General features: G+C 66.8%; 5 protein-coding genes. All 5 read right to left on the bottom strand.

The window, feature by feature from the left end; translation table 11 throughout:
* Positions 1 to 486 (bottom strand): O-acetyl-ADP-ribose deacetylase (locus RSO01_RS45585; protein WP_147157263.1); only part of this gene is annotated, 486 nt, incomplete at its 3' end.
* 4 nt (positions 487 to 490) lie between these two features.
* Positions 491 to 1,201: a peptidoglycan L,D-endopeptidase MepK gene (gene mepK / locus RSO01_RS45580; RefSeq protein ID WP_218037666.1), complete on the bottom strand. Its 711-nt coding sequence runs from the start codon at positions 1,199 to 1,201 to the stop codon at positions 491 to 493.
* Positions 1,202 to 1,292: 91 nt separating this feature from the next.
* Positions 1,293 to 1,964 carry a C40 family peptidase gene (locus RSO01_RS45575; RefSeq protein ID WP_170303874.1) on the bottom strand — a complete coding sequence of 224 codons (672 nt, stop codon included), beginning with the start codon at positions 1,962 to 1,964 and terminating at the stop codon, positions 1,293 to 1,295.
* A 207-nt stretch (positions 1,965 to 2,171) separates the two neighbouring features.
* Positions 2,172 to 3,575, bottom strand: a complete 1,404-nt coding sequence (gene cysG, locus RSO01_RS45570) for a siroheme synthase CysG (RefSeq protein ID WP_147157260.1) — start codon at positions 3,573 to 3,575, stop codon at positions 2,172 to 2,174.
* Between the two features lie 10 nt (positions 3,576 to 3,585).
* Complete coding sequence (locus tag RSO01_RS45565) at positions 3,586 to 6,213, bottom strand: nitrate reductase (RefSeq protein ID WP_147157259.1); 2,628 nt, start codon at positions 6,211 to 6,213, stop codon at positions 3,586 to 3,588.
* Positions 6,214 to 6,228: the final 15 nt, after the last annotated feature.

Below are 6,228 nucleotides of genomic sequence, written 5' to 3'. Positions count from 1 at the left end.
GATCTCTCGATACAGCGCCGCCACGTCCGCTCCGAAACAGCAAAAGACGACGCGCTCGACGCTGCCCTTGTGCGCCTCGACCTCGCGCACGGCGATCTTGGTCGAAGGTTCCTTGGGATAGCCGTAGATGCCGGTCGAGATTGCCGGAAAGGCAATGCTCTTCAGCCCATGCTGCTCGGCCAGCGCCAGGCTGTTGCGATAGCAGCGCGCCAGAAGCTCAGGCTCGCCGGCCGTGCCGCCGCGCCAGATCGGGCCCACGGTATGGATCACGTGGCGCGCCTTCAGCTTGTACCCTTTGGTGATCTTGGCTTCGCCGGTGGGACAACCGTGCAGCGTTCTGCATTCGGCTAAAAGCTCTGGTCCTGCAGCGCGATGAATGGCGCGGTCGACGCCACCGCCGCCCAGGAGACTCTCGTTTGCTGCATTGACGATGGCATCGACGTCGAGGCGTGTGATGTCGCCTTCGACGATGTCGATGCTTGGCATGGCCTTACCAGTAGCGAACGGGGCCGGTGTCGAGGTGGACGAAGCCCGAGCGCGGGTAGAAGCCGACGCCGCCCATGTTGAGCGAGTAGGCGGCCTGGCGAATCTGGAACACCGGCACACCGGGGAAGCGGATGTCCATGGCGTTGCCGTTCATGTGCTGGCTGTCGCGCGCCACGCCGCGGCTGACGCTGGCGAGCCACGCGTTGCTCTCGGGCGAGCGATAGGCCGACAGCACCTCGATCGAGCCGCCGTAGCCTACGATGCGGGTGGTGTGCCACAGCACGTCGAACAGCAGCGGATCCATCTCCGTCTGCGCATTGTCCCGCGAGTCGCGCAGGAAGTGATTGAGCTCGTCGAGCGCCTTGCGATGGTAGGCGCCGTTCGACCAGTAGGTGACGGTCAGCACTTCCTGGGTATTGAAGTTGACCAGGTTGAGCGTGCGCGGGCTGGTCGTGTCGAGCACCGGCGGCGGGCCGGACGGCGCCGGCGCGAAGCCGCCATAGCGCGAGGCACGCAGGGTCTCAGGTTTGGTCGCGCGTTTCTGGTGTGCCGGGGGCCGGACTACATTGGTCTGGTTGGCCGCCGCCGCCGTCTTCTTGACGGCCGCGTTATTGCTCGAGCCGCGAATGACCTGGGGCGTGGTGGCCGTGCCGGTCGTCGTGGATTGGGCGAAGCTTGGGCCGGTGATGGCCAGTGTGATGGCTAGACTCAGCACTAAGCTGCGCATCCCCGGTCCCCGCTGTTGCATTTTTGTCACGAATTTCCTTATCAGAGACCGATTCGTGACACAAAGCGAAAATCCCCGATCATCGAGGAACGAGCCTCACCGCCGTCATGTAGCGCTCGCGGTAGTAGTCTGAGTCCAAGGGCGTCACCATGACCGGCGAGCCGCGATGCGTGGCATGCACGAACTGGTCGTTGCCGGCATAAATGCCGACGTGGGTGAAGGTGCCGCGGTAGCCGAAGAAGACGAGATCTCCACGCTTGAGATCGCTGCGCGCGACAGTCTTGCCTTCAAGCGCCATGTCGTGCGGCATGCGCGGGATGCTTTGTCCGAAGACCGCGCCGTAGAGATAGTAGACAAAGCCGCTGCAATCGAAGCCGGCTGGCGTTGTGCCGCCATACCGATAGGGCGTGCCCAGGTATTTCATGGCGCGCGAGACGAGGCGGTCGCCCCAATCGTTTGCAACCGCCGGGGTGGCGTATGAAGCCGGGACCACTGCAGGTGCCGCCGTCTTGAAACCGGAGAACGCGCCGTTGTCCTGCTGCCACTTGGCATTGAGCTGATCGGCGACGTTGTCCGTCGGATCGGCTTTGGGGGTGGCCTTGACCGGGGGCTTCAGCTTCGCCTTCGTCGGCGCTTTGACTTGGGCCATTGCGGGAGAAAGAGCACCCGCCGTCCCGAAAAAGGCCAAGGCGGCCAGTGCCACGGTGACTCGTACGCTCAAGCGCGTGCAGCGCCCGGTTCCTAACGCCATGAACTTCTCCCCCTTTGGAACCAAAACAGGGCGGCCAGCGGCCTCGCCCATACTGCCCCAAGGGAGACTCGCGCGTCCAACAAATGTTGCAAATTTGCCACAATAATTTCGGGCGCGTACGCGTTGATTCTTCTTAGTTTTCGCAGCTCACCTCGCCTTGATCCTCAACAGGGGGACTATCCGAACCCGGTCCGCCGCCATGATTGGCTAGAAGCTGGCGCGCTGATCCTGAAGTTCGGGATCGCGCGCCAAGGAGACACCGATCACTTCACCGATCATGCAGAGAGTTGGTCCCTCGAGCGCAGCCCGCCTCGCTTGCTGCTCGATTGTCGCGAGCGTCCCCACGACCCGCCGCTCCTGATTGGTCGTACCATTCTCAATCAGCGCGATGGGTGTCGCGGGCGACAAGCCATGCTCGACCAGGCGTGCGGCGATGATCGGGAGACTTTCTGCGCCCATATAGACGACGACTGTCTGGCGCGGCCGCGCCAGCATCGGCCAGTCGAGCGAGACGGTGCCGTCCTTGAGCTGGCCGGTGACGAAGATGCAGGCCTGTGCATGGTCGCGATGGGTGAGCGGGATCGCTGCCGACGCCGCACATCCCAGCGCCGCGGTGATGCCCGGCACCACCTCGACGGCGACGCCGGCGCGCACCAGCGCCTCGATCTCCTCGCCGCCGCGGCCGAACACCAGCGGATCGCCGCCCTTCAGCCGCACCACGCTGTTACCAGCGCGCGCCAGCGACACCAGGCGACGATTGATCTCCGATTGAGTCTGGCAATGCTCGCCGCGCCGCTTGCCGACGAAGATGCGCTCGGCATCGCGCCGCGCCATTGCCAGCACTTCGGGCGAGACCAGCCGGTCGTAGACGATGACGTCGGCGCGCTGCATCAGGCGATGCGCCTTCATGGTGAGAAGATCGGGATCGCCAGGACCGGCGCCGACCAGATGCACCATGCCGGCCGGCGCGTTCTCGTTGCGCGCCGAATCGAGCAACCGGATCAGTTCGCGGCGGGCCGCAATCTCGTCGCCGGCCAGCGCCAGCTCGCCGATGCGGCCGGCGAAGACGCGGTCCCAAAAACGACGACGGTCGCGCGAGCTCTCGAGTGTGCGGCGCACCTGTACGCGGAAGATCTCGGCGAAACGCGCCAACCGGCCGATCGCCGCCGGCAGGGCACGCTCGATCTCGGCACGAATGCGCCGCGCCAGCGCCGGCGCCGTGCCGCCGGTCGAGATAGCGATGGTAATGGGCGCGCGATCGACGATCGCCGGCATGATGAAGCTGGAGAGAAGCGGCCGGTCGACGACATTCACCGGCAGGCTGCGCCGTTGCGCGGCACTGGACACGCGCGCGGCCAGCGCCTCGTCGCCGGTGGCCACGATCACCAGCGCCATGCCCGAAAGGTCATCGTCGTCGAAACCGCGGCCAGCCCACGAGATGCGTGCCTCGGCGATCAGCTGGGCGATCTCGCCCACCACGGTGTCGGCGATCAAGGTGACGCGAGCGCCGGCCGATAACAGCAGTTCGACCTTGCGCGCCGCGGGCTCGCTGCCGCCGACCACGAGCACGGGCCGGTCTTGCAGCGAAAGGAAGATGGGAAAGGTCTGCATCAATGCACCGTCAAGCGGCTTGCCGCGGCCGCGCCGCGCGCAGCAGGGCACGAATCTCGGGCCGGCAGGAGCCGCAGCTGGTTCCGGCCCTGGTGACGGCGCCGACGGCGTCGAGGGTCATGGCGCCATTGGCGATCGCCGTCTGTACCGAAGCACAGGACACGCCAAGGCAGGCGCAGATCTCGCCGCCCCGATCCGCCGCTTCGCCGCCGTGCAGCAGGACGCGGCGCTGCTCGCTGTCGAGCTGGGCCAGCGCCATGAACGGCGCAAGGCGGTCGCGCGCCGACTCATCGTGTGCCTTGCCGATGCGCATGACCGCTTCGAGGCGGCCGTCGCTGATGACGGCGCCCAAGCCTTCCTCGCCGCCCAGCCCCCCACCTTCAATGAGGGGCCCTGGATTGGCCGTGCGCATCGCCGCCGACAGGGCGCGGCGCGCCACCGCCAAAGGCTGCTCGCCAGCCAGCAGATAGGCATGGCATCCGGCGCCCCTGACGCGCGCCCAATAAGTGACCTCGGGCAGCATGATCGGCCTGCGAGCGAGAATCGTGCCATGCCACTGCACGGCAAGGTGGCGCACCTCGACCGGCGTGTGCTTGAGCTCGGGCTGGCCGGAAATGGGGTCGACCGCGGGATTGACGGCGGCATTGATGCGGCCAGCGCGCGAAAGCTGGGCCGTCCAGTGCATGGGGGCGAAGGCCTCGCCCTGGCGCAGCGCCGACGACAGATGCACACGCAGCGCAGCGCGGCCCCACTTGCTTGTCACCTCGGCAATGTCACCGTCCTGTAACCCGCGTTGGGCGGCATCGATGGCATTGAGCTCGATGGTCGGCTCGGGGCGATGGCCGGCGAGCCGCAGCGACTTCGCCGTGCGCGTCATGGTGTGCCATTGGTCGCGCACCCGGCCGGTGTTCAGCCGCAACGGCCAATCGCCGCTTGGCGCATGGACGGGCTCACGCGCTCCCGTGGCTATGAAGCGGGCGCGGCCGTCGGAATGGAAGAAACCGCCGTCGGCGAAGAAGCGGGTGCTGGCGGCCGGCGCATCCTTGCGCGCCGGCCAGACGAAGGGCCTCAGCGATTCGTATGCTCTGTCGTCGATGTCGGCATAGGCGCCGATATCGAAGTCGCGTTGGCCGTCATTCTCGAAGGCCGAGAGCCGGGCATGCTCGCGAAAGATGTCGGCTGCACCCTTCCAGGCGAATTCCTCGCCATGGCCCAGGCGACGCGCAACCTCGGCGATGATCCACCAATCCTGGCGCGCCTCGCCGGGCGGCGGCAGGAACGGCCGCTGACGCGAGATGCAGCGCTCGGAATTGGTGACCGTGCCGTTCTTCTCCGCCCAGGCGAGCGCGGGCAGGCGGACGCGGCAGGCATCGACCGTGTCCGATGCGCGCATCGCTTCGGAGACGACGGAGAGTTCGCAGGCAGCGAGGGCGGCGCGGACGGCGTCGGCGTTGGGCAGGCTGGCGACGGGATTGGTCGCCATGATCCACACCGCCTTGACGCGGCCGGCGCGCACGGCCTCGAACAGCTCGACCGCCTTCAAGCCGGCCTTGCGCGGCACACGGTTGGTGTTCCAGAAGCGGCCCACGCGGCCGACATCCTCCAGCGCGAAGTCCATGTGCGCGGCGAGCGTGTTGGAGAGCGCACCGACCTCGCGGCCGCCCATGGCGTTGGGCTGGCCGGTGATCGAGAACGGACCCATGCCCGGCCGGCCGATGCGGCCGGTCAGCAGATGGCAATTGATCAGCGCATTGACCTTGTCGACTCCGGCGCTCGACTGGTTCACGCCCTGGGAATAGAGCGTGACCGTCTTCTCGGTCTTGGCAAACCAGTCGAAGAAGGTCCCGAGGTCGGCCTTGGGCAGGTCGCATTGACCGACGTCGCTGGCGCGGGCAGCGATCAGCGCGTCGTCCATGCCGACCGTGTGCTTGTCGACGAAGCGCTTGGCGGTGGCGCCGCGGCGCTGCAGCTCGGCCAGCAATGCATTGAACAGGGCGACGTCGCTGCCGGGGCGCAAGCCCAAATGAAGATCGGCGATATCGCAGGTCTCGGTGCGCCGCGGGTCAATGACGACGATGCGCATCGTCGGGCGCGCGCGCTTGGCCGTCTCCAGGCGCTGGAACAGCACAGGATGGCACCAGGCGAGGTTGCTGCCGACCAGCACGACGAGGTCGGCCTGCTCGAAGTCCTCGTAGAGGCCGGGTACCGTGTCGCTGCCGAAGGCGCGCTTGTGGCCAGCCACCGACGAGGCCATGCAGAGGCGGGAGTTGGTGTCGATGTTGGCTGTCCCCAAGAAGCCCTTGATGAGCTTGTTGGCGGCGTAATAGTCCTCGGTCAGGAGCTGGCCCGAGACGTAGAAGGCGACGGCGTCGGGGCCATGTCGCGTCACGATCTCGCGAAAGCCGTCCGCCACGGTGTCGAGCGCGGTGTCCCATGACACGCGGCGGCCGTCGACCTCGGGATAGAGTAGCCGGTCTTCCAATGACAACGTCTCGCCCAGCGCCGCACCCTTGGAGCAGATGCGCCCGAGATTCGCCGGATGATCGGGATCGCCGACGACGTCGGCGCCACCCTTGCCGTCCAGCGTGATCTTCAGCCCGCAGCCGACACCGCAGTAAGGGCAGGTCGTCCCGATCATATGGGAGCGCGGGCC

The organism is Reyranella soli (genome assembly GCF_007992495.1).
In the GTDB taxonomy this organism is placed as follows: Bacteria; Pseudomonadota; Alphaproteobacteria; order Reyranellales; family Reyranellaceae; genus Reyranella; species Reyranella soli.
This window is presented reverse-complemented; position numbering and strand designations above follow the sequence as displayed.